Origin of the sequence: Steroidobacter gossypii, assembly GCF_016801985.1 — a bacterium.
Classification (GTDB): Bacteria; Pseudomonadota; Gammaproteobacteria; order Steroidobacterales; family Steroidobacteraceae; genus Steroidobacter; species Steroidobacter gossypii.
Window position 1 is genome coordinate 1,060,775 of sequence record NZ_JAEVLS010000001.1, and the last position, 20,336, is coordinate 1,081,110.

Genomic DNA, 20,336 nt, shown 5'->3' on the forward strand with positions numbered 1-20,336 from the left:
CGCCCCATGACGCACACCCCTTATTTCCATCCGGCGGTCGACGCCTGGTTCAGCCAAACGTTCTCTGCGCCCACGCCGGCGCAGGCGGATGCGTGGCCGGCAATCCAGTCGGGAAAACATGTACTGATTGCCGCCCCGACCGGTTCAGGTAAGACGCTGGCTGCGTTTCTTGCCGCCATCGACGAGCTGGTGCGTGAAGGCGAGCAGTTCGGGCTGCCGGATGAGACGCGGATCGTGTACGTGTCGCCGCTGAAGGCGCTGTCGAACGACATCAATCGCAACCTGGAAGCGCCGCTTGCCGGTATTCGTGACAAGCTGCTGGAGCAAGGCAGCCGCGATGTCGAAATCCGCACTTGGGTGCGCACCGGCGACACACCCCAGAATGAACGCAACCAGATGCGGCGCAAGCCGCCGCACGTCGTTGTAACCACGCCCGAGTCTCTGTACATCCTGCTGGGCTCGGAATCGGGCCGGCAGATGCTGAGCACGACGCGCACGGTGATCGTGGACGAAATCCACGCAGTCGCGGGCAGCAAACGCGGATCGCATCTGTCGTTGTCGCTGGAACGACTGGAGGCCCTGGTCGGCCGGAAGGTCACACGCGTCGGCCTGTCGGCAACTCAGCAGCCCATCGAAGAAGTCGCTCGCTTCCTGGTCGGCACGCGTTATAGACGCCCGGATGGCGCAGCCGACTGCGCCATCGTCGACAGCGGCCACATTCGCAAACGCGATCTTGCGATCGAGCTGCCGGAAGAGCCGCTCGAAGCGGTGATGTCGAATGAAACCTGGGGTCAGGTGTACGACCGCCTGGTGCAGCTCATCAAGGAACATCGCACGACGCTCATCTTCGTCAACACGCGCCGAACCGCGGAACGGATCTGTCGTCAGCTCACCGAACGTCTCGACAAGGACGCGCCGAAAGGTACGCCACCATCGGTCACCGCGCACCACGGCAGCCTCGCCAAAGAACTGCGCTTCGACGCCGAACAGCGCCTGAAATATGGCCAGCTCAAGGCTCTGGTGGCCACCTCTTCGCTGGAACTGGGCATCGATATCGGCGACGTGGATCTGGTCTGTCAGATCGGCTCGCCACGCGCCATCAATGCGTTCCTGCAGCGAGTAGGCCGGTCCGGCCACGCCGTGGGCGCCACCCCGAAAGGTCGTTTGTTTCCTCAATCCCGGGACGATCTGGTCGAGTGCACGGCACTGCTGGACAGCGTGCGTCGTGGCGAGCTCGATCGTTTGAAAATCCCCGTCGCGCCCATCGATGTGCTGTCTCAGCAGATCGTCGCCGAGGCGGCCGCGCGTGATTGCACCGAGCAGGAATTGTTCGACCTGGTGCGCCATGCGCATCCGTTCCAATCGGTGACTCGCGAATCCTTCGATGAAATCGTGAAGATGCTGGCGGAAGGGTTCACCACACGCCGTGGTCGCCACGGCGCGCTGCTGTATCACGACGCCGTCAATCACATCGTGAAAGGTCGCAAGGGCGCGCGACTGACTGCGATCACCTCAGGCGGCGCGATCCCGGACACTGCCGACTATCAGGTGATGCTGGAGCCCGAAGGCCATCTGATCGGCACCCTGAACGAAGACTTTGCGGTCGAAAGTCTGGCCGGCGACATCTTCCAGCTCGGCAATGCTTCCTATCGCATTCTGCGGGTTGAACGCAGCACCGTGCGCGTCGAGGACGCCCGAGGCGAAGCGCCCACGATTCCCTTCTGGTTCGGCGAAGCGCCGGGCCGAACCGATGAACTATCCGTGTCCGTCTCTCGCCTGCGCGAGGAGATCGAGAAACGCTTCGACGAGCACTCTCACACCGGCAATACCACAGCATCCGGTGCTTATCACTGGCTGACAGAAGAGGTCGGCATTCATGCCGCCGCTGCCATTCAGCTGGTCGACTATCTGGCCTCGGCACAGGCAGCGCTGGGCTCGCTACCGACGCAGCAGAAGATCATCTTCGAACGGTTCTTCGATGAGTCCGGCGGCATGCAGCTGGTGATTCACTCGCCGTTCGGCAGCCGTATCAATCGCGCGTGGGGTTTGGCGCTGCGCAAACGTTTTTGCCGCACGTTCAATTTCGAGCTGCAGGCAGCGGCGACGGAAGACACGATCATCCTGTCGCTCACCGGCTCGCACAGCTTCGAGCTGCTCGAAGTGGCCAAGTATCTGCATCCGAATACGGCGCGCGACATTCTTATTCAAGCGATGCTCGATGCGCCGATGTTCAATACGCGCTGGCGCTGGGGCGCATCCATCGCACTGGCTCTGCCGCGTTTCCGAGGCGGCAAGAAAGTTCCGCCGCAGATCGCTCGTATGAATGCGGAAGATCTGCTCGCTTCGGTGTTCCCGGATCAGGTGGCGTGCGGCGAGAACATCGTCGGCGACATCGTCGTGCCCGATCATCCGTTGGTTCAGCAGACCGTGCGGGACTGTCTGGAAGAAGCCATGGATATCGAGGGCTTCGAACGTTTGCTGCACGCGTTGACCGGCCAGCAGATCAAAGTGGAGGCCCGCGACCTCACTGAGCCATCGCCGCTCGCGCTGGAGGTGTTGAGCGCGCGGCCTTATGCATATCTCGACGACGCTCCGCTGGAAGAGCGACGCACGCAGGCGGTCATGAGCCGTCGCTGGATGGATCCGCAATCGGCGTCCGACATCGGCAAGCTGGATCCGGCGGCCATCGCTCGTGTTCGAGAGGAAGCCTGGCCGGATGCCGGCAATGCAGATCAATTGCACGATGCACTGCTGTGGCTCACGTTCATGACGGCGGATGAGATAGCGGCTCAGCCGCTATGGCCCTCGTTGTGCCACGAACTCGTCACTCAAGGGCGTCTGACCAAGCTGGGGACGGGGACTTCGGGCATCTTCGTCGCCACGGAGCGCGTGCCTTACTTCCAGGCTTTGTTTCCTGGGGTGACACTGGAGCCTGCGATCGTGGTGCCTGCAGCGTACGCCGCTAAACGCGAGCGCGACGAAGCCGCACGGGAGATCGTGCGCGGACGATTGGAAGGTCTCGGCCCCACTACAGCGGTGCAACTTGCCGCTTCGTTTGGCGCGAGCGTTGAAGATGTGGATATGGCGCTGCTCGCACTCGAGGCCGAAGGAACTGCCATGCGTGGTTCTTTCGAGCCCGCATCGGATGGATCGCTGGGCGGTACGACGCAATGGTGCGATCGCCGACTGCTCGCGCGCATTCATCGCTACACCGTCAAACGACTGCGCGCCGAGATCGAACCGGTTCAGGCGCGCGACTTCCTGCGATTCCTGTTCGATTGGCAGCGGGTTACGACGGCCCATCGCATGCAGGGGCCGGACGCCGTGCCCGCCATCCTCGCGCAACTGGAGGGCTTCGATGCACCCGCCGGCGCATGGGAAACAGAGATATTGCCGACGCGTATCGCCGAGTACGAGCCCGCCTGGCTCGACGAGCAATGTCTCGCCGGCCGTATCGTGTGGACTCGCCTGGCCACTCGCAGTGGCGACTCGGAGCGCGGCGCGGCGCCTGTGCGGTCGACGCCCATCGCCTTGCTGTCTCGACGCAATGTGAAACATTGGTCGCAGTTCTCGAGCAGCATAGAGCGCTCGCAGCTCACCGACAAAGCACGGCAGGTGGCCGAGTACATCGATGCCAATGGCGCATCGTTCTACGACGAGATCGTCGATCACGTTGGCTTGTTGCCCGTGCAGGTTGAAGAAGCGCTGGGCGAACTGGTAGCGCTCGGGTTGGTGAACTCCGACAGCTTCGGCGGTCTGCGCGCACTCTTGATGCCAGCCGATCGTCGTCGGAGCGGCGCCCGTGATCGTCGCCGCGCGCGGCGCATCGCGATCTTCGGCATGCAGGATGCTGGTCGGTGGGCGCTCGTGAAGAAGAAAGAAACAAAGGCTGAAGAAGGGAAGACTGCCTTCCCGCGCAATGACGAGGCCGTCGAGCACATCTGTCGCACGCTGCTGCGGCGCTGGGGCGTTGTGTTCTGGAAGCTGCTCGAGCGTGAGGCCGATTGGCTGCCCCCCTGGCGTGACCTACTGATGTGCCTGCGTCGCCTCGAAGCGCGCGGCGAGATTCGTGGCGGTCGGTTCGTCGCTGGCTTCTCGGGCGAACAGTTCGCTCTGCCCGAAGCGATCGGTCAGTTGCGCGAGGTGCGTCGTCGTGAGCACGACATGCAATTGGTGTCGCTGTCCGCAGCGGACCCGCTGAATTTGATCGGCATCCTCACACCGGGTGGTCGCTTGCCTGCTCTGACTGGCAATCGCGTGTTGTACCGGGACGGTGTGCCTGTGGCGCTGTACGTGGGCAGTGAAGTGAAGTTCATCGAACAGCTCGACCCTGCTGAACAATGGCAAGTACGCGGCGCCCTGCTCAGAAGACAGGTGCCCGCGCCCTTGGCGGATCTCGCCTGAGCGTAGCTCGGCTACGCCAGCGAGGTTTCAGCGCCGACGTTAGAGGCGGCGCCAGAACCGACGCGTCAAACGCAACTCCCAAACAAGCCTCAAATGACGATGATGCGCCCTTCCTTATGATCCACCGTCTCGGACTTCGGCTTGGGATCCTCACGCTCGAGCTCTAACGACTCCGGATCGACGGGCGCCGGTTGCGGGGGCTCGACCCCCGGGGAAGCATCCGGCTGCTCCGAAGCAGAACCGCGCTGAGCGATCGTCCCCAGCCCATTCATTCGCGTATTCACCCGACGCGGTGTGCCAGTGTAGAAGATCGCGCCGACGCCATTCATGGTCGCATCGAGCGATTCGACCGCATTCACCACCACGTTGCCCACTCCATCCACCGTCACCGTGGCGTCAGCGACCAGCAGTCTGCCGAGATCGGCATTGCCCGCGCCGCTCATGCGTATGGTGAGCTGATCCAATTGACCGTCCGCCTTGAGATTGGCCGCGCCGGCCGCTTTGATCCTGGTGGCGCCACCCTGGAAACCGACGACACTCACGTCGTTTCCGCCTTCGAGTTCCAGCGATTCGAGCTTGGGCAGAGTGATCTGCACCGTCAGCCGCGAGTTGTTGTTCCGGACGAACCAGTCGCGCGCCTTGCTTTTGATTTTTAGCGTGTCGCCACGAACATCCGTCGCCACGCGCTCAACCGCGCTCTCATTCCCTTTAACCAGCACCGAAGTCGGCTCGCCGATGGTGATCTCGAGCTTGGTCGCGCCTTCCACCTCGATGGAATCGAAGCCGTCGAGCTCGCGCCGCTCGCTCACCAGCGGACCTCGATCCGACCAGCGGTCACCCCGATCGCCGCAACCACCGAGCAGCAGCGCCACGACGCTGAGCGCACCCAGCAAGGGATATGTGTTCATCGTCGACCTCGGCGACCCTGGTTTTACATAGCCTATGGTGAGCCGGCGCTCCGTACAGCGGAAGACAACGCCGGTGAATCGCGGCCTCGCGCCGGTGAGCCGCAGGTCACGGATCCTGCTCCGGCAAAGCGCGATTGCGTCCTGTTCGAAAATGCCAGCGACATGCGAAGGTTCGAGCCGCACCTTGCCCCGCGCCACATTGTGACGCAAGTCACAAACTGGACGCTCGAACACCATACTTCGGCAATCTGCGACCCGCATCGTGAGGGTGATCGGCGCGCAGCGTGATTTTGATCGAGGCCCTGAGGGTCGGTACGGGGTTAACCTACTTCCGTGCAGATGAAGCCCCCCTTTCGAACTCCCCATCGCAATCCGTTGCGCGAGCGCTTCGCCAAGCTCTTGCCGCCGCTGTCGTTTGCGGAGCCTCTGGAGAGCCAGTACCGCAACTGGCACCGGGAGCACGCGCGCGAGCGGGTGAGATTCACGATGTTGCCGGCCATGGGCCTGCTGCTGATCGTGTGTCTGGCCAACGGGCCGTTTCGAGATCTGCGCGAGGTCCTGTTCGCTCCCGATCAGATGGGCATCGTCGACGTGCTGCGCTTCGGCGTGCTGCTGCCGACGTGCCTGGCCATGCTGCTGGTCACCTACACCAAGCTGTATTCACGCTGGCTGGAACTGGCGGCGCCGGCTGTAGCGGTGCTGCACAGCCTGTGCGTGATCGCGTTCGATCTGCTGATGCACCGGCAGGGTTATTCCTTGAGCTCCGTGATCCCGATGCTGGTGCTGTCCGCGTACATGCTGTTCGGCATGATGGCGACCAAAGCCACCATCACCGCGACTACCATCGTCGTGGCCTACGGAGTCACCGGCTGGGCCGCGGGTCTCGATAGCGGCCAGCGCTCGTTCGACGTGGCCATGAGCTGCTGCGCCTTGCTGCTCGGATTTTTCTTTCACTACAGCTTCGCGCGCACGCAGCGGTTGAACTGGTTCAGAAACATGATGCTGACCGACTCGGTGCATCGTGACGCGCTGACCAACATCGGCAACCGCCGCATGTTCGATGTGCACATCGATCGCCTCTGGAACCAGGCCACTCGCACGCGTGTGCCGGTCGCGCTGCTGCTGGTCGACCTGGATCATTTCAAAGCGTTCAACGATCACGCCGGTCACCAGGCCGGCGACCACTGCCTGGCGCGCGTCGCCAATGTCATCGCGCAGTCCGCTCGCCGGCCGCTGGACGTGGCGGCCCGCTACGGCGGCGAGGAATTCGTGGTGTTGTTGTTCGATGTGAAACGCGATCGCGTCGAGGAGTTGTGTCGCGAGCTGCACGCCAATCTCGCGGCGTTGAAGATTCCACATCCGGCCTCGTCGGTCGGACCGTATGTGACGGTGAGCATCGGCGCCGCCTGCGTCGAACCGCAGACCGGTCGTCATCACGACGGCTTGATCCAGCTCGCCGACGAGGCGTTGTACGCGGCGAAGGAAGGCGGCCGCAATCGCACCGTGGTGATGGATCGCGAGTACGCGACGCTCAACACTGGCGCATTTCGCGTGCCTCGGACGAGAAAACGTATCGAAGCTGCGTAAAGCGATTCGACATGAGCGCCCAGGCAGTGTGATGGACAGCGTTATCAGGCACTGACAGGGCTCGAGTCGCGCCAGGCCGATGATACATTTCGGGCTCGACGCCGAACCGGAAGGCCCCGGCGATCGTTGTGTTTGCCCGAACTTCACCGAGAGCCTCGCCGCCGCATGTCCGCCCTGATCGATACGCCCGCCCCCGCGCCCGTCCGTTCCAACGAAATCGTCAGCCTGCAGGCCCACATCCTGCAGCAGCAATCGCGTTACCCGGAGGCCAGCGGTCAGTTCTCCTGGATCCTCTCGGCGCTGGCGATCTCCGCCAAGATGATTGCCTCGCATGTCCGTCGCGCGCGTCTCGACGACGTGCTCGGCACGGTCGGCAATCAAAACGTGCAAGGCGAGCAGCAACAGAAACTGGACGTGATCGCCAACGACATCCTGTTACGCACCTTGGGCGGCCGCGAAGGGGTGGCCATCGTCGCTTCGGAAGAAAACGAGGAGCCGGTGATTCTGCGCACCGACGACGCCGCCGAGCGCAAGTACTGCGTGCTGTTCGATCCGTTGGACGGCTCTTCCAACCTGGATGTCTGCGGCGCCGTCGGCACCATCTTCAGCATCCTGCGCAAGGATCGTCGCTCGGCGCGGCCGCAGGACTCGCTGTTACAACGTGGCGCCGAGCAGGTCGCGGCCGGCTATGTGCTGTATGGCTCATCGACCGTGTTCGTGCTGACCATCGGCATGGGCGTGGACATGTTCGTGCTCGATCCGTCGTACGGCGCGTTCATGCGCGTGGCTCAGGGCGTGCGCATTCCCAACGTCAACAAGTGCTACTCGGTCAACGAAGGCAACCGGTTGAGCTTTCCCGAGGGTTATCAGAAGTACCTGAGCTGGGCGCAGGAGCACGGTTACTCCAGCCGCTATGCCGGCGCGATGGTGGCCGACGTACATCGCATCCTGCTGCAGGGCGGCGTGTTCATGTACCCGCCGACCCGCAAGGCGCCGAAGGGCAAGCTGCGCTTGATGTACGAGGCCAATCCCATGGCAATGATCGTGGAGCAGGCCGGCGGCAAGGCGCTGAGCGCGCCCGGCGAGCGCATCCTCGATGTGCGGCCGACCGACATTCATCAGCGCGTGCCGGTGATTATCGGCAGCAGCGAAGAAGTCGAGCACGTCGCCGCGCACCTCTGACCGGTCATTGGGGATGCCGGGCCCCGCCGCCCGGCATCCGCAAAAGCATGTAATTCGCTGTGGAAGTCCGCGCGTTGCAGCAACCTGCGGCGCTGGAGTGTATTCTTCCATCCCAGTGGTTAGGTTCTCTGGGAAGCCTGTGCTCACGGCCGATAAAGTTCTCGTCACGGTAGGAACGCCCTGCTCCATCTCCGCAGTGGGCAGCACTGAGACCTATCGGGCCCGTGTGGTCGGCTCGCCGGACTTCATTGCGCTGGCGGCGTTCGATGCGGGGCTGGTCGACCTCGACCCGCAACCCGACGGCTCGCTGAAGCTGCGCTGGACCCAGAACGGCGAGAGCACGACGACGGCCGAGATCGAACGTCTGCACGGCCGGCAGCTGCGCGCTTCGCTGGGCATCCGTTACATCGACGAGCTGACGGCGCTCGGCAACGCCGTGGTCACGGACGTGGCCGCTTCCCTGCCACACGATTTCGATCGCGGCGGATTGCGCCGGCTCGCCGGGCTCACCTATCGCGATGTGCGCGATTCGGCGCTCAAGGATATGTACGGCCTGTTCGACGACGATCCGCGCCTGGGTCCGTCGCTGCAGGCGCAGTTGTTTGCCTACAGCGGCTTGGGCGCGCTGGCCGCGTTGCCAGTGTCGCTGTCCGAGCTGATTCCCAACCCCTATGAGTTTCGCGTTGCCGGCGCGACGGCCTTCCCCGGTCTGGACGCGCAGGGACAACTGCGGTCAGCCGGCTCAGTCACCCCGGACAACGACAAGCTGCGCGACAAGTTCGCGATGCGCCTGGCGAATTCATTGTCGTCGCATGGTCCGGCCTTGCTGTCGACCATGCTTGCGCCGTCCTACTCGCTCAGCAAGTCGCTGAAGCATCCTGAATTGCTCGATACATTGCGCTCGGCGAGCGGGTACATGCGCGTGCCGCAGACGCCGCTGAACGCGGTCGGCGCGTGCGCGTCGAGCTCCATCGTCTTCGCTGAGTTCGCGCCGCAGATGGTGCTGGACTATCCCGGCTATCAGCGCCCGCAAATGGTGCTGTGGACCGCGGCGGACGCGGCGACTCGGCCGTCGTGGCAGATCCTGGATGCGTTCGGCCCGGGCGCATTGATGACTCGCGCCAAACTCGAGGCCATCAATGCCGGTCGCAGCCCGGCCGAGCAACGCTCCATCGCCGACAGCCTCGCGCCGTTCGACATCGATGCGAACGGCACGGTAGTGGGCGAGGGCGGCTCGGGCCTGCTGGTCACGACACTCGACTTCGCACTGCGTAACTTCCTCGACATCACCTCTATCATCGTCGGCTGGGGCCAGAGCGGCGAGGCCGGCGGCAAGGCGCACTTCGCTGGCGTGGGCTTCGGTGGCGAGAACGCGCTGATGCACGCGTTGGAGCTCGCTTATCGCGGGCATGGATATCGCGTATCGGACTTCCAGTACCTGGTCGCGCACGCTACCGGCACGCGCACGAATTCGAAGACGGATCTCACGACGGCGGCAAACGCTCGTTCAGCGGCAGCGGAACGCCAGGGCATCAAAGGCAGCTTGCCGAAGGTGGCGGTGGGCACACCCAAAGCGGTGGGCGACGGTCACACCATGGGCGAGACCGGATTGAAGGCCACCTCTCAGGCGTTGCAGTTCCTGCTGGGTCAGTCGGCGGTGGGCGTGCCAACTTTGCGTCAGCTGGATCCGGATCTCGGCGCGGTCGCTGAATCGTTCCAGCTGCAGTCGGGGCCAGTGGACGGCAATGCCGATGGCGGCGTGCTGTGTGCGACTCAGGGCTTCGGCGGATACAACGGCGCGATGGCGCTGCGCGCCGCGCATGCCGAAGCATTCGCCCGCTACTCACCGGATCGCAAAGTGCTGGCGGCTTATCTTGAACGCTGGCCCGAGCTGCGGCGGGAACGCGAGCAGCGCGAGCGCCATTGGCGCATGCGCCGTCGCAGCGCCATCGAACTGGCGCAGATGCATTGCTGGAAGGGGCTGGACTAGCCGCCCACCTTCTTGCCGGTGAAGGTGCCTTCGCCCAGATCGCCGAGCTTCACCGTGCCCTTCATGGTCGTGCCCTCGACCGTGCCGTGATAGGTCATCGCCAGATCCATCCCCTGCGCGTTGACCTGAAAATCGATGGTGATCTCGTTGCCGTTCACCGTGCCGGTGACCGGCGACTCTCCGAACGTGCCCTTGTAGGTGCCGCTGATCTTGGCGCCGTCCTGCTTCAGGCTGAAATGCGGATTGCCGGCGCCCGCCTGGGTCTCGACCGTCAGATCCCACTCGCCGGCCACGTTGGCGTCGGCGGCCAGGGCTGAAGTGGCGAACATCACGGCGGTGGAGGCGGCCAGGAGCATTCGGCGCAGGCTATTCATGACGAGTCCCTGATGATGGTTATTGAGGCCCGTGTGAATTGTGGGTGCGCGCCGCGAGCGGCGGCAATAGCGTGAGGCTCGCGTTGACGATTCTCGACTCAGCGCGTTTTGCCATGCAGTTCCCGCTTGTATGCAACAATACCAACGGACGAGGAACAGCGACGCTGCAGGTGGTTTAATCACGAACCGATGTTTCGCGACTTCCGAAAAATCTCGCCACGCATTTTCTGGCTGGTCACGCTCGCGGCGTTAGCCGTGCTGCTGACCGTGGTGGCCGTTCCTCAGTGGCTGTCGAAACAGGCGCGCCTGGAAGTCCTGCGTTCGCACGTGGCCGAGATCGCACAGATCGCGGCCAGCGTGGTCGATGGCGATTTGCATCGGCAGTTGCTCGAGCCGGCCAATTACACGCCCGATCTGTACGAGCGTACGGTCGCGCCGCTGGTAAGGGTCCACTCGGCGGATCCCGAGATTTTCTATGTCTACACCATGGTGGAGCGCAACGGTAAGAGCTTTTTCGTGGTCGACACCGCGGCCTCCAGCAAGCTGAAGACCACGCGCAAGCTGCGCCCGTCGGCGTACATGGAGCCGTTCGAAAGCATCGACGCCGAGCCGGATCCGGATTATCTGCAGCGGATCGCCAACGGCGAAACGTATGTATATCCGACTTTTCAGCGCGACGTTTACGGGACGTTTCTTTCGGGTCACACGCCCATCTATGACAGCCAGGGTCGGTATAGCGGCTTTGTCGGCGTCGACTTCGATCTCAAGTATTACCTGGCGCAGGAAGCGAGCTTTCGATCGATTCTCTATGGCTCGCTGGCCGGCGCGGTTTTGATCGCTTTGCTGATCGGCTACGTGGTGGCGCGCTATCACTTTCACGTGCAGGACCGCATCGACGAGCAGTATCGCATTTCGATCCGGGACGAGCTGACTCAACTTTTGAACCGCCGTGGCGCGCTGAGATTTGCACGCGAGGCGCTGGGGACGCAGGCGTCGAGCTACGCAGTGATCCTGGTCGATATCGACGACCTGAAAGGCATCAACGATATCTATGGCCACGCGGCCGGTGACGAGTTCATCGTCAAAGTGGCGGAAACGATTCGTGGCAGTGTGCGCGAGAAAGATATTTGCGCGCGGATGGGCGGGGATGAGTTTCTGATTTTTGCCACGGGCTGCGATTTGGACGCGTCCACTGAGATCGCGCGCCGGATTCTCGGCAAGGTGTATGCCCACGATGGCGCGTCGGGGCGGTCGCATTTCGGGGTGTCCATCGGGATCTGTGTGGCGGTTGGCGCCAATAGCACGTTCGAAACGATGTATCGCCAGGCGGATGAAGCCCTGTACAAGGCCAAGACGGCGGGGCGCAATCGATTCGTTATTTTCGACCCGCTGGCCGCCGCATAAGCCGCCGCATTGCTACTGGAAATATCTGCGGCGCTTGCCCGGAAGAAGAGAGATCGGATGAACGGCGCCTTGGGAGAATCCTCCGCTCCGGGAGTTCTACCACAGGATTTTTCGGAGGCAGATCGGCCCGGGGAATAAAGCCTGCGGCGGCGTTACGAGGCTTGCGGGCGGGCTTGCAGGATGAGGCGGTGCAGGACGTCGCCTAGTTCTTCGACGGTGTTGGGTTTCAGCAGCAGATCTCGAACGCCGGTCTTCATCACCGACTCACGATCCATGGCGCGGACGTAGCCCGATGTCATCACCACCGGCACCTCCGGGCGCAACTTCAGAACATGCGTGGCGAACTCGATGCCCGACATGCTCGGCATCGACAGATCCGTCACCACCGCCTGGTACGCCGCCGGGTCGGACTGGAATGCAGCGAGCGCCTCGTGAGCGTCAGTGAAACCGGCGACGCGATAGCCGAGTCGCTGCAGTACCCGAGTGATCAGATATACAAGCGATTCCTCGTCATCGACGTAGAGAACGCTCTGACCTTGACCACGCAGCACTTGCGTCGTGAGCGGCGAGGTCCTGGCGGCCGTCTCGTTGAATAGCACAACTTCTTTGGGGGCTTGTTCTTCATTGCCGCTGAACGCCAGGATTTGGTTGATGATGCCGGCCGCGCGGGCGCCGGCCCGCTGCACTTCGGCCAGCGACAGTTGCGCGGGATGATCGGCAGGCAGATCTTCGGCGGCGAGCCGCGCATTACCGCAGATTGCCAACAAAATATTGTTGAAGTCGTGGGCGATGCCGCCGGCCATCGCGGCCAGCGCATGACTTTTCTCGAGCAACTCGCGATCGCGCTCGGCCTGCAGCCGTGCGGTCACATCGCTCGCGAAAGCAATCACGCCTTCGTCAGCGGTGCCTCGATCCACCAGCGCCAGATGCCAGTGACATTGCAGGCGGCTGTCGTCCTTGCGCCGTGTTTCGAGCACTACGCCATCGGGGAATTCGACGCCGGAAAGTAACTTCGGACACACCTCGTTGATCGTGGGCATGCTGGCAGGCGTAGCCACCAGCTCATGGATGTGACGGCCGATGGCTTCAGCTTCGGTGTAGCCGAAAGTGGCCGTGGCGGCGGGGTTCCAGGCGCGCACGATGTGGTGCGTGTCCCAGACAATGCAGGCCAGCGGCGCGCGGTCGAGATACAGCTGCAATCTCTGATTGATTGCCTGCAGCTGCAGCACACCTGCGTCCGCATTCAAATTGGTACGACTCGCAGGCGGGCGACGTCGCCGCCACCACTGCGTAAACCCAAACATAACGCCCCGCTGAAGAAGTTACTGGCTCGCGCCTGCGCTGGACGCGAATTCTCGTTATCCCCAGCGGCAACGTAGCATGGCGCGCAGCGGAACGCGTTGAGCAACTCTCCCGGCAAACGCTTAGGCGATTGGAGTAAGCACCACGTTCAGTGACGCGGGGACAGCCCGCCGGCGGGTCAATCGATGCTGTGAGCTATCAGGCCGAGACGGCAATATTCCACGGTGGCCTGGGAGAGCCGCCCGTTCAGATATTCCAACGCTCGCGACACAGCGCCAGAAATCGGGCACCGGCTTGCGACAATGGCTGATGTCGCAGGTGATAGACGCCCACCTGGCGCTCGATGCTGGAAAATGGCAAACCTTCGATCTGTTCCAGCTCCGGCGGCAGGTCGGTCACCAGGTTGGAGACATAGGTCACAGCCTTGCCTTCGGCGACCAGCGCCAGGCGCAGCTCCATGTGACTGACCTCCCACACCGAGGCGAAGGCATTGCGTAGCCGATCGCCGCTCGGGCGGCGGGGCGCCTCGTCGAGATAGGAGGTCACTAACGGCAGCGTGCGTAACGTCGCTTGAGGGTCGCGCTTCAGCGCCTCGCGACTGGGATGATCGCGCGCAATCATCAAACGGCGCGTTTCGGAGAAGCACGAGTACACCGTGAAATAGTCGGGCATCGTGTGCTGCAAGGGGCCGAAGCCCACCTCCCAACGGCCATCGCCCACGCCATGCACGATCTCGCGGCTGGGCGCGACGGTGACCTTGAAACGCGTCAGCGGGTTGCGTTCGGAGAACTCGCGCAACAGGGCGATGCCAAAACGAGCATTAGTGGCCGGTGAGAGCGCCAGGGACAATGTCGACAGTGCGCCGGTCTTGATCTGCGCGATGTCCGCTAATGTCTCGCGCTCCTCGTTGAGGACAGTCTCCGCGTAGCGAAGCAGCCGGATGCCGGCTTCCGTCAGCTGCGGCGGATTGCCTCGACGTAACAGCACCGCGCCCAGGCGATGCTCCAGGTTGGCGATGGCCTGACTTACCGCCGACTGCGATAAGTTCAGCCGTTCGGCAGCGCGACTGAAGCCTCCGGCCTCCACCACGGCGTGAAAACAACGGATTTCATTGCGCTCGATTTGCATGTGGTCAATTTTCGCGCAGCAGTCGCGACTACTGCAAACAGGAACGGAAAAAAGCGCTGGAATTCAGCACGACGATAAGGTTATCGCGCCTGGCGATGCGATCACAGCGGCTGATATGCGCATCGCTACCGGGCTCTCGTGATCGCTCGGGTGCGAGCGTAGCTTGAACGTTCATCGAACCAGCCAGGATCCCGGGAGAAACGCATGAGCGAGTCGACGCACGTTCACAAAGGCCTCGAAGGCGTGATCGCCGACACCACCTCCGTATCGCTCGTGGACGGCGCAGCCGGTCGCTTGTATTACCGCGGCTATGCCGTGGAAACGCTGGTGAACAAGCGATTTGCTGAAGTGATGCATCTGGTGGTGTTCGGCGAATTGCCCGACGCCGGGCGCCTGGAAGAAGTCGAAGAATACTTGTGGGTCGCCGGCCGGTTGCCACCCGATCTCGCTCGGTCGTTGCGACAGATCGCGCGACACGGCGAGCATCCCATGGCGACGTTGCAATCCATCGCTTCGCTGCTCGCGAACGAGCCGCCCGCGATCAGCCTGGGAAGAACGCAGCAGGAGGAAGAGGCGCTGATCGTCGCGGCGCGCCTGCCAGCTGCGATCGCGATGATTCACGCAGCGTTGCAGGATCACCCGGAGCATCGTTATCCAGTCTCGCGTCGTTACGGCGAGCGTTATCTGCAACTGTTGCACGGTCGCTGTCCGACGGCGGCCGAAGTGTCTGCATTCGAGAGCACGCAGATCTTGCAACTCGATCACGGCTTCAACGCGAGCACATTCACCGCTCGCGTGGTCACTTCCACGCTGGCCCCGGCGACGTCGGCGCTATCGGCGGCGATGGGTGCGCTATATGGGCCGTTGCATGGCGCAGCCGATCAGCAAGCGCTCGAGATGGCGTTCGAAGTGGGCGAGCCTGAACGAGCTCGCGAGTTCGTGGCACAGTGCCTCGCGACCGGACGCAAGGTGATGGGCATGGGCCATCGCGAGTATCGCGTGGTCGATCCTCGCTCACGAATGATCCGTGCGCTGGCTCAACAAGTGGCGCGCGTTCCCGATCACGTGAAGCTGCTCGACGTGTTGAGCGCGGTCGACGAAGCATTCATCGAGCAAACTCGTGAGAAACGACGCACCCTGCGCGCCAACCTGGAGTTCTATAAGGGTGTCGTCTATCTCGCTCTCGGCATTCCGAAGGAGTTTTTCACGGCGAGCTTCGCGGCCGCGCGAGTGTTCGGCTGGATCGCACATGTGATCGAGCAGCGACAGGACAACCGGATCATTCGCCCTGCCGCGCATTATGTTGGCCCCGCACCGCGCGAATCGGTGTGAATGTGGTGTGATTGAGGCTTCACGCACTTGTCATGTTATGCACAGGGTGGCTATAGTGCGGTCACTCGACCAAGTGACTAACCCGCACGTGTCCCATACTTCCTCCCCCATCGCCGTGATCGCTTCCACGATCAACGTCGTAGTACCGGTCGTAGCCATCAGCTGCGCGCCGTAGGGGAACTATTAAATAAACGAATTCACGACCCCCGTCGGTGCAAAGCCGGCGGGGGTTTTTCGTTTCTGGCGCCGGCGCACCGATGGGCTTCTCGAACAGGAGCCTTTCATGATGGACGCCACTCAACCGGCCACCGCGCAACGACACAGCGGCGCCGACCTCATCATCCACCTGCTGGAGCGGCAGGGTGTCGAGATCGTCGCCGGCATTCCGGGCGGCGCACTGTTGCCGCTGTACGAGGCATTGGGTCGCTCCACCCGCATTCGGCACGTCCTGGCGCGCCACGAACAAGCGGCAGGTTTCATTGCACAAGGCATGGCGCGGATCACCGGCAAGGCCGGCGTCTGTTTCGCAACGTCCGGCCCCGGCGTGACCAACGTGGTGACGGCGCTCGCCGACGCCAAACTCGATTCGATTCCCCTGGTGTGTATCGCCGGGCAGGTGCCGACGACGTTGATCGGCACTGACGCGTTTCAGGAAGTGCCCACCGTCGACATGGTGCGACCCATCACCAAAGCCAGCTTTTTCGTGCGGCATGCGGATGAGCTGTGGCGCGTGCTTCCCGAAGCGTTTCGAAGCGCCGAGGGCGGTAGGCCAGGACCGGTGCTGGTCGATGTGCCCAAGGATGTTCAGCTGCAACTGGCGACCACCGAACCTTTCGATTCGGCGCCAGCGCGCGACGGTGACGCCGCGTCCATCTCCAGACTCGATTCGAGCTACTCGTTCGACCTCGCGGCGCAGCTGATCCATGCCGCTCAACGGCCCGTGCTCTATGTGGGCGGCGGTATCGTCAAGGCGCGGGCTCATGCCGCGATCCGGGAACTCGCTGAACGCGCCGGCCTGCCTGTGACATCCACGCTGATGGCGCTCGGTGCATTGCCGGCCGGGCACGAGCTCGATATCGGCATGCTGGGCATGCATGGCGCGCGCTACACGAACATGATCATCGAGGAGTGCGATCTGCTGATCGCCATCGGCGCGCGCTTCGACGATCGCGCCACCGGCAATCCAAAGAAGTTCGCGCCACACGCCCGGATCATTCACATCGACATCGACCCTCGCGAGTTCGGCAAGATCAAACCCGCGGACGTGGCCATTTGCGCCGACGCCGGCGTCGCCGTGCACGAGTTGCTGAAGCGGGTGCCGCTCACTCGAAGAACCCTTTGGCAGTCTCGCGTGCAGCAGTTGAGACAGGGCCACCCGTTGCGGACCCCTGGCATTCGCGAGCTGTGCTCACCGTACGGAATCGTGCAGGCGATTGGCGCGCTGGCTCCTGCCGACGCCATCGTGACGACCGACGTGGGCCAGCATCAGATGTGGGTGGCGCAACGCTTTCCGTTTGCGCGACCAGACCGTTGGCTGACTTCGGGTGGCCTGGGCACCATGGGCTTCGGCTTGCCGGCCGCGATTGGCGCAGCGCTGGTTGCACCAGAAGCGACCACGCTGTGCTTCACTGGCGATGGCAGCCTGCTCATGAACGTGCAGGAGCTGGCCACCCTGGCCGAGCTGGATTTGAATGTGAAAATCGTGCTGCTCGATAATGCCGCGCTGGGACTGGTGCGACAGCAGCAGGAATTGTTCTATCAGCGGCGCTTCGTGGCCTCGCAGTTTTCCCGACCGAGCCAGTTCGTCGCCATCGCGCAAGCGTTCGGGATTCCGGCGCTCGATCTCGGTGAACAAGCCGAGCCGCACGGTGCGCTGTCGCACGCCCTGTCGACGCGAGGCCCCGTGTTGATTCGAGTCCCCATTGCCGCCACTCAGCACGTGCTGCCCATGGTGGCGCCGGGCGCGGCCAATATCGAAGCGCTCGATCATGCGACTGAACCTTTAGAGGAATGCCAATGACTGAAGCCAATGGCCTGGCGCCGCCCATCAGCTGGGCCGACTTCGAAAGGGTCGAGCTGCGCGCTGGCACCGTTCTGGAAGTAATGGACTTCCCCGAAGCCCGGCGTCCGGCCTGGAAGCTGCGCATCGATTTCGGCCCGCAGATCGGCGAGCGCGTTTCGAGTGCGCAGATCACCGCCTTGTACGGCAAGGAAGATCTGGTCGGACAGCAAGTGATGGCGGTGGTCAACTTCCCGCCCAAACAGATCGGGCCGTTCCGCTCCGAGGTCCTGGTCACCGGATTCCACGATGAGGAAGGACGCGTAGTGCTGGTTCGTCCCGAGAGACGAGTGCCGAACGGAGCCAAGCTGCTGTAATGTCCCGCACGAGCAGGCCGATGAGAGACGTGGCGGGTGATGCAGTTTTCCGAGATCCTGAGTTCGATAGGTGCAACGGGCGACGAATGCCACGTCACGGTCAGTGACGATTGGCTGCAAGGGCGCGCTACTTTCGGCGGCCTCGTAGCAGCGGTTGGAAACGAAGCGATGCGCCGGCTGGTGCCGCGCGATCGAGTGTTGCGTTCATTGCAGACCACATTCGTTGGACCGGCGGGCGCTGGTACATGGCGCATTCGAGCGCGAGTGCTACGCGTCGGCCGAGCGGTCACGTTGGCTCAGTGTGAAGTGCTCGACGGCGACCAGGTCGTCGCCGTGCAAGTCGGCGTGTATGGCATCGAGCGCGAGTCCGCGGTGCTCGTCAAACCGGTGGCGGTCGAGTCGCCGCGCAAGGTGGAAGAGATCAACGAAGTCCGCTTCGACCCCGAACGCGCGCCTGCATTCGTTCAACACTTCGCTCTGCGATGGGCGCAAGGGGCAAAGCCGTTCTCCAGCACGCGTTCTGCCTCCAAGGTGTTCATCCGTCATCGCGATCCGTCGCCGCTCACTGAATCTCACATCGTCGCGCTGGTGGACTGCATTCCGTCGCCGGCGCTGTCCATGTTCAAAGCGCCCGCGCCTGGCAGCTCACTGGTGTGGATGCTGGAATTTTTCGAGCACGACCTGGAGTTTGGCCCGGAGGCATGGTGGCGCATCGACAGCGATATCGATGCCGCGACCGGCGGCTACGTGAATCAAACAGGCTTACTGCACGACCCGAACGGTCGACCGGTCGCGCTGTCGCGGCAGCTGGTCGCGGTATTCGGTTGATCTCCTCAGGAATTACATCGTGCGAGCCAGGCGGGTCACGTCCAACACCCCATTGATGATGAACTGCACGCCGATGCAGATGAGCAGGAAGCCCATGATGCGTGCCATGGCGTTCATACCGGCAACACCGAGCACCTTCGACAGGCGGGTCGCCGCGCGCAACGTGATGTAAGAGATCACGCCGACGACGGCTATGCCGACCGCGATCAGGATGTGGCCGACCACGATGTGTTGAGTCTGCTGTGCCGCCGCCGACATGCCGACGACCACGGCGATCGAGCCCGGCCCGCTCAACCCCGGCATGGCGAGCGGAGTGAAGGAGACATCATGCTTGGCGGCAGCCTCCGCCTGCTCCTGCCGCGACATGGTCGCGGTATCCGGAAACAGCATGCGAAATCCCAGATAGCTGACGATCATGCCGCCGGCGATGCGCAGGCCCGGAATCGAAATGCCGAAAAAGTTCATGATCAGGCCGCCCGCCACCAGGAACGACGTGAGGATGAAGAACATGTAGATGCAGGCCCGCCGGATCTGTTCGGTGCGCTCCGGCTCGGTCAGGTTGGCGGTGATGGTCACCACCATGCCCACCGCGGACAGTGGATTGACGATGGGCAACAAGGCACCGATGGTGCTCAAGACCAGAGTGAGGCCTTCGACGAACCAATTCATGCAGCGAGACGCTTCCCGGCGACCAGGCGGTGAAGCGACCTTTTACCGCAAAGTGACCGCGCTTACGTAGCCTTTTTACGCCTGGCGGCTTGCGGTTTGCACAGACGCTCGAAGCCGCTCGCGATGAACGGCGCCATGCGTGCGCCGATGGCCTCGAAGTCGCTCGATTTACACAGCCCTTCGGACAGCCGGTCGATGCGTCCGGTCTGCGACAGCGTAAGGGTCAGCGCGCCGGACAAGAAGTGATAGCTCCAGTAAAGCTCCTGCTCGCTCGCGTCGGGCAGCGCCTTGCGGAGCGCATCGATCAGGTGATGAATGACGTTGTCGAAGGTGCGGCCCATGGTCTCGCCGCCCCAAGCCGGCGTGTTGTTCACCTGCGCGATCAGTGCGAAGTAGTTGTGCCAGCGCTGATCGCCGGTGGCCGCTCGTTGCAGGATGGGCTGTAAGAACGCGTCGATCACGCCTTCCACCGTGATGGCGCTGCCGGCGGACTTCACGTATGCGTCGATGGAGTCGATGCGTTCCTTGTTGATGATCTCGGCGCGACGCTCGAACACAGCATCGAACAGCCCACGCTTGGTGTTGAAGTAGTAGTGCAATAGCGCGGTGTCGACCTTCGCCTCCTGCGCCACTTCACGCACTGTCACACCCCAGAAACCGTGCCGGGAAAAATGATCTTCGGCGGCATCGAGGATGCGCTCGCGCATGTCCGGCGTGGATTCGGTCTTCAGGGGCCGGCCCCGGCGGACCTTGCGGCGTTTGACGGTGGTGGTGGTCGGTCGAGTCGACACTACTGGCGCCTTGGCTAGGTAAAACCCGCAGCAGCATACCCTTTTCCCGGCTCGCTGCCCC

15 protein-coding genes are annotated in these 20,336 nt (G+C 63.0%); 9 read left to right on the forward strand and 6 right to left on the reverse strand.

Going from position 1 to position 20,336, the window contains the following annotated elements:
* Positions 1 to 6 precede the first annotated feature (6 nt).
* On the forward strand, positions 7 to 4,404 hold the full coding sequence (locus tag JM946_RS04570; protein WP_203165950.1) for a DEAD/DEAH box helicase: 4,398 nt from the start codon (positions 7 to 9) through the stop codon (positions 4,402 to 4,404).
* Between the two features lie 89 nt (positions 4,405 to 4,493).
* Here the strand turns inward: JM946_RS04570 and JM946_RS04575 are convergent, their stop codons facing one another.
* Positions 4,494 to 5,312: a GIN domain-containing protein gene (locus JM946_RS04575; protein WP_203165951.1), complete on the reverse strand. Its 819-nt coding sequence runs from the start codon at positions 5,310 to 5,312 to the stop codon at positions 4,494 to 4,496.
* Positions 5,313 to 5,651: 339 nt separating this feature from the next.
* Between JM946_RS04575 and JM946_RS04580 the strand changes: the two genes are divergently transcribed.
* The 3 genes from JM946_RS04580 to JM946_RS04590 all read left to right on the forward strand — a co-directional run bounded on the left by JM946_RS04580 (position 5,652) and on the right by JM946_RS04590 (position 10,071).
* On the forward strand, positions 5,652 to 6,899 hold the full coding sequence (locus JM946_RS04580) for a diguanylate cyclase (protein WP_203165952.1): 1,248 nt from the start codon (positions 5,652 to 5,654) through the stop codon (positions 6,897 to 6,899).
* A 165-nt stretch (positions 6,900 to 7,064) separates the two neighbouring features.
* Positions 7,065 to 8,081 (forward strand): class 1 fructose-bisphosphatase, encoded by a 1,017-nt coding sequence (gene fbp, locus JM946_RS04585; RefSeq protein WP_203165953.1) that lies wholly within the window; start codon positions 7,065 to 7,067, stop codon positions 8,079 to 8,081.
* A 196-nt stretch (positions 8,082 to 8,277) separates the two neighbouring features.
* Positions 8,278 to 10,071 (forward strand): beta-ketoacyl-[acyl-carrier-protein] synthase family protein, encoded by a 1,794-nt coding sequence (locus JM946_RS04590; protein WP_203165954.1) that lies wholly within the window; start codon positions 8,278 to 8,280, stop codon positions 10,069 to 10,071.
* Here the strand turns inward: JM946_RS04590 and JM946_RS04595 are convergent.
* Positions 10,068 to 10,445, reverse strand: a complete 378-nt coding sequence (locus JM946_RS04595) for a hypothetical protein (RefSeq protein WP_203165955.1) — start codon at positions 10,443 to 10,445, stop codon at positions 10,068 to 10,070. The genes JM946_RS04590 and JM946_RS04595 overlap by 4 nt on opposite strands.
* Before the next feature lie 189 nt (positions 10,446 to 10,634).
* On the opposite strand from JM946_RS04595, the gene JM946_RS04600 reads away from it, so the two are divergent.
* A complete protein-coding gene (locus JM946_RS04600) occupies positions 10,635 to 11,849 on the forward strand; it encodes a GGDEF domain-containing protein (RefSeq protein WP_203165956.1) in 1,215 nt (404 codons plus the stop codon).
* Positions 11,850 to 12,001: 152 nt separating this feature from the next.
* On the opposite strand, the gene JM946_RS04605 is transcribed toward JM946_RS04600, so the two are convergent.
* Both JM946_RS04605 and JM946_RS04610 read right to left on the reverse strand, forming a co-directional pair.
* Positions 12,002 to 13,096 carry an ATP-binding response regulator gene (locus JM946_RS04605; protein WP_203165957.1) on the reverse strand — a complete coding sequence of 365 codons (1,095 nt, stop codon included), beginning with the start codon at positions 13,094 to 13,096 and terminating at the stop codon, positions 12,002 to 12,004.
* A 301-nt stretch (positions 13,097 to 13,397) separates the two neighbouring features.
* Positions 13,398 to 14,279, reverse strand: coding sequence for a LysR family transcriptional regulator (locus tag JM946_RS04610; protein WP_203165958.1), 882 nt, complete (start codon positions 14,277 to 14,279; stop codon positions 13,398 to 13,400).
* A 204-nt stretch (positions 14,280 to 14,483) separates the two neighbouring features.
* Here JM946_RS04610 and JM946_RS04615 point away from each other — a divergent pair, with 204 nt between their 5' ends.
* The 4 genes from JM946_RS04615 (at position 14,484) to JM946_RS04630 (ending at position 18,815) form a co-directional block, all read left to right on the forward strand.
* The gene (locus JM946_RS04615) at positions 14,484 to 15,611 is read left to right on the forward strand and encodes a citrate/2-methylcitrate synthase (protein WP_203165959.1); all 1,128 of its coding nucleotides are present in this window, start codon (positions 14,484 to 14,486) and stop codon (positions 15,609 to 15,611) included.
* Between the two features lie 283 nt (positions 15,612 to 15,894).
* Positions 15,895 to 17,631, forward strand: a complete 1,737-nt coding sequence (gene ilvB / locus JM946_RS04620) for a biosynthetic-type acetolactate synthase large subunit (protein WP_230979444.1) — start codon at positions 15,895 to 15,897, stop codon at positions 17,629 to 17,631.
* Complete coding sequence (locus JM946_RS04625) at positions 17,628 to 17,987, forward strand: tRNA-binding protein (RefSeq protein WP_203165960.1); 360 nt, start codon at positions 17,628 to 17,630, stop codon at positions 17,985 to 17,987. The genes ilvB and JM946_RS04625 overlap by 4 nt, the downstream gene beginning before the upstream one ends.
* A gap of 39 nt (positions 17,988 to 18,026) precedes the next feature.
* Positions 18,027 to 18,815 carry an acyl-CoA thioesterase gene (locus JM946_RS04630; RefSeq protein ID WP_203165961.1) on the forward strand — a complete coding sequence of 263 codons (789 nt, stop codon included), beginning with the start codon at positions 18,027 to 18,029 and terminating at the stop codon, positions 18,813 to 18,815.
* A 12-nt stretch (positions 18,816 to 18,827) separates the two neighbouring features.
* Here JM946_RS04630 and JM946_RS04635 read toward each other — a convergent pair whose 3' ends face one another.
* Both JM946_RS04635 and JM946_RS04640 read right to left on the reverse strand, forming a co-directional pair.
* Positions 18,828 to 19,484, reverse strand: a complete 657-nt coding sequence (locus JM946_RS04635; protein ID WP_203165962.1) for a MarC family NAAT transporter — start codon at positions 19,482 to 19,484, stop codon at positions 18,828 to 18,830.
* Positions 19,485 to 19,546: 62 nt separating this feature from the next.
* Positions 19,547 to 20,275, reverse strand: a complete 729-nt coding sequence (locus JM946_RS04640) for a TetR/AcrR family transcriptional regulator (protein WP_203165963.1) — start codon at positions 20,273 to 20,275, stop codon at positions 19,547 to 19,549.
* Positions 20,276 to 20,336: the final 61 nt, after the last annotated feature.